The following is a 2,591-nucleotide window of genomic DNA, read 5'->3' on the forward strand; positions in this document are numbered from 1 at the left end:
AGCCAAGCAGTTCCGCGGCCTTGATCTGGTTGCCGCGGGTTGCCGTCATCGAGGCCAGGACGAGTGGAAACTCGACCTCGGACAGGATGCGTTGATAAAGCCCGGCAGGTGGCAAATCGCCGGCAAACGAGGCGAAATAGCGTTGCAGGAAGTGCTCGACCGCCTGGCCGATCGACAAATCGTCGGGAATGAGATTGCCGCCACCCGGCACCACGGGACGTTCGCCGGTCTTGAGCTCGGCCTCGATGATCTCGGCGGAAATCTCGTCCTGCGAATAGAGCGCGGCGAGCCTGCGAACCAGGTTTTCCAGTTCGCGCACATTGCCCGGCCACGGATAGCGCTTCATCAACTCGATGCCGCCGGAAGAAATGCGCTTGGTCTGCAGGCCTTCCATTTCGCCGAGCTTGAAGAAGTGGCGGACAAGGTCGGGCACATCCTCGGAGCGCTCACGCAGCGCGGGCAGCCGGAGCGGCACCACGTTGAGGCGATAGAACAGATCCTCGCGAAAAAGCCCCTGGTTGATCAGGGTGCGCAGATCCTTGTTGGTGGCGGCGACGATGCGCACGTCGGTCTTGATCGGCGTGCGTCCGCCAACCGTCGTGTATTCGCCCTGCTGGAGCACGCGCAGCAGGCGGGTCTGCGCCTCCATCGGCATGTCGCCGATTTCATCGAGGAACAGCGTGCCGCCTTCAGCCTGCTCGAAGCGTCCGGTCGAGCGATTCTGCGCGCCGGTGAAGGCGCCCTTCTCGTGACCGAACAGTTCCGATTCGATCAGGTCGCGCGGGATCGCCGCCATGTTGATGGCGACGAACGGGCCGCCACGGCGGCGGCCATATTCATGCAGCGCGCGCGCCACCAGTTCCTTGCCGGTGCCGGATTCGCCCGAGATCATCACCGTCAGGTCGGTCTGCATCATGCGCGCCAGCATGCGGTAGATGTCCTGCATGGCGGCCGAACGGCCGACCAGCGGCATTGCATCGGGCTGCTCTTCCGGCCGCGCATCGATCTTCGGCCGTCGCGGCTCGGAAAGCGCCCGGTTGACGATGTTGAGCAGTTCGGTCAGGTCGAACGGCTTGGGCAGATACTCATAGGCGCCGGTTTCAGACGCGCGGATCGCCGTCATGAAGGTGTTCTGGGCGCTCATGACGATGACCGGCAGTTCCGGCCTCGCCTTCTTGATGCGCGGCAGCATGTCGAAGGCGTTCTCGTCCGGCATCACCACATCGGTGATGACCAGATCGCCCTCGCCCGCCGCCACCCAGCGCCACAAAGTCGAAGCATTGGAGGTGACGCGCACCTCGTGGCCGACGCGCGAAAGCGCCTGGTTGAGGACAGTGCGGATCGCCGCATCGTCGTCGGCGACGAGAATATTGCCGCGAACGGTCATTTGCGGTCTCCTTCACCGTCTTCATCGGCGCCGTATGGCGCTTCTTTCCAGGCCGGCATCAGGATGCGGAATGTGGTCCCGCGCGGCGTCGATTCGCATTCGATGATGCCGCCATGTTCGCCGACGATTTTGGCGACCAGCGCCAGCCCCAGCCCCGAGCCGTTCGGCTTGGTGGTGATGAACGGGTCGAACAGGATCGGCAAGATGTCTTCCGAGACGCCGGAGCCATTGTCGCGCACACAGAACTCCAGCGGCAGCGACACGCGGTCCTGCGTGCCCGGCACTGAAACACGGATGCCTGGCCGGAAGGCGGTCGACAGCACGATCTCGCCCTGCGGGTCACTGCCGATCGCCTCGGCGGCGTTCTTGACCAGGTTGAGGAACACCTGGATCAACTGGTCGCGGTTGGCAAACACCGGAGGCAACGAAGGATCATAGTCCTCCAATATCTTGATTCTCTTGGCAAAACCGTTCTTGGCAATGGCCTTCACATGGTCGAGCACGACATGGATGTTGACGGGGTAGCGGTCGATCGGCCGCTCGTCGGAAAACACCTCCATGCGATCGACCAGCGACACGATGCGGTCGGTCTCGTCGGTGATCAGCCGCGTCAGCGCACGGTCTTCGTCGGAAGCCGACAGTTCCAGCAACTGGGCAGCGCCGCGGATGCCGGAGAGCGGGTTCTTGATCTCATGGGCAAGCATCGCGGCCAGGCCGGTGACCGAGCGCGCTGCGCCCCGATGCGTCATCTGCCGGTCGATCTTGTCGGCCATCGACCGTTCCTGGAACATAACCACCACCGAGCCCGGAAATTCCGGTACCGGCGCGACATAGAGATCGACGACCTTCTCGATGCCGAGACGCGGCGACGACACGTCGACGCGATACTCGTTGACCGGTGCCAGGCGCTCGCGCACCTGGTCGACCAGCGTCAGCAGCGGGCTGCCGAAGGGAATGAGTTTTGACAGCGTGTTGCGGGCGAGCATGGTCGCGCTTGAACGAAAGAAGTCCTCCGCGTCGGCGTTGGCAAAGGTGATGAAGCCTTCCTCGCTGATCATGATCACCGGGCGGCGGATGGTGTTGAGTACGATCTGGGCGGCATCCGCCATTTCAGCGCCTTGGCCGGCGGCGGCGTTCATGCGGCACTCCGCAGGGTCAAAGGTTGCGGATCGCGCGAAAACACATCGCGCAGCAAGGCAATGAC

The 2,591-nt window shown here is 63.4% G+C and carries 2 protein-coding genes; both read right to left on the reverse strand.

The window, feature by feature from the left end:
• On the reverse strand, positions 1 to 1,387 hold a 1,387-nt coding region (ntrC, locus tag EN969_RS26085; RefSeq protein WP_127419516.1), incomplete at its 3' end, for a nitrogen regulation protein NR(I).
• Positions 1,384 to 2,526, reverse strand: a complete 1,143-nt coding sequence (locus EN969_RS26090) for a nitrogen regulation protein NR(II) (protein WP_013531493.1) — start codon at positions 2,524 to 2,526, stop codon at positions 1,384 to 1,386. The genes EN969_RS26090 and ntrC, both read right to left, overlap by 4 nt.
• Between the last annotated feature and the right edge of the window lie 65 nt (positions 2,527 to 2,591).

Origin of the sequence: Mesorhizobium sp. M7A.F.Ca.CA.003.01.2.1, assembly GCF_003998945.1 — a bacterium.
GTDB classification, from domain to species: domain Bacteria; phylum Pseudomonadota; class Alphaproteobacteria; order Rhizobiales; family Rhizobiaceae; genus Mesorhizobium; species Mesorhizobium ciceri.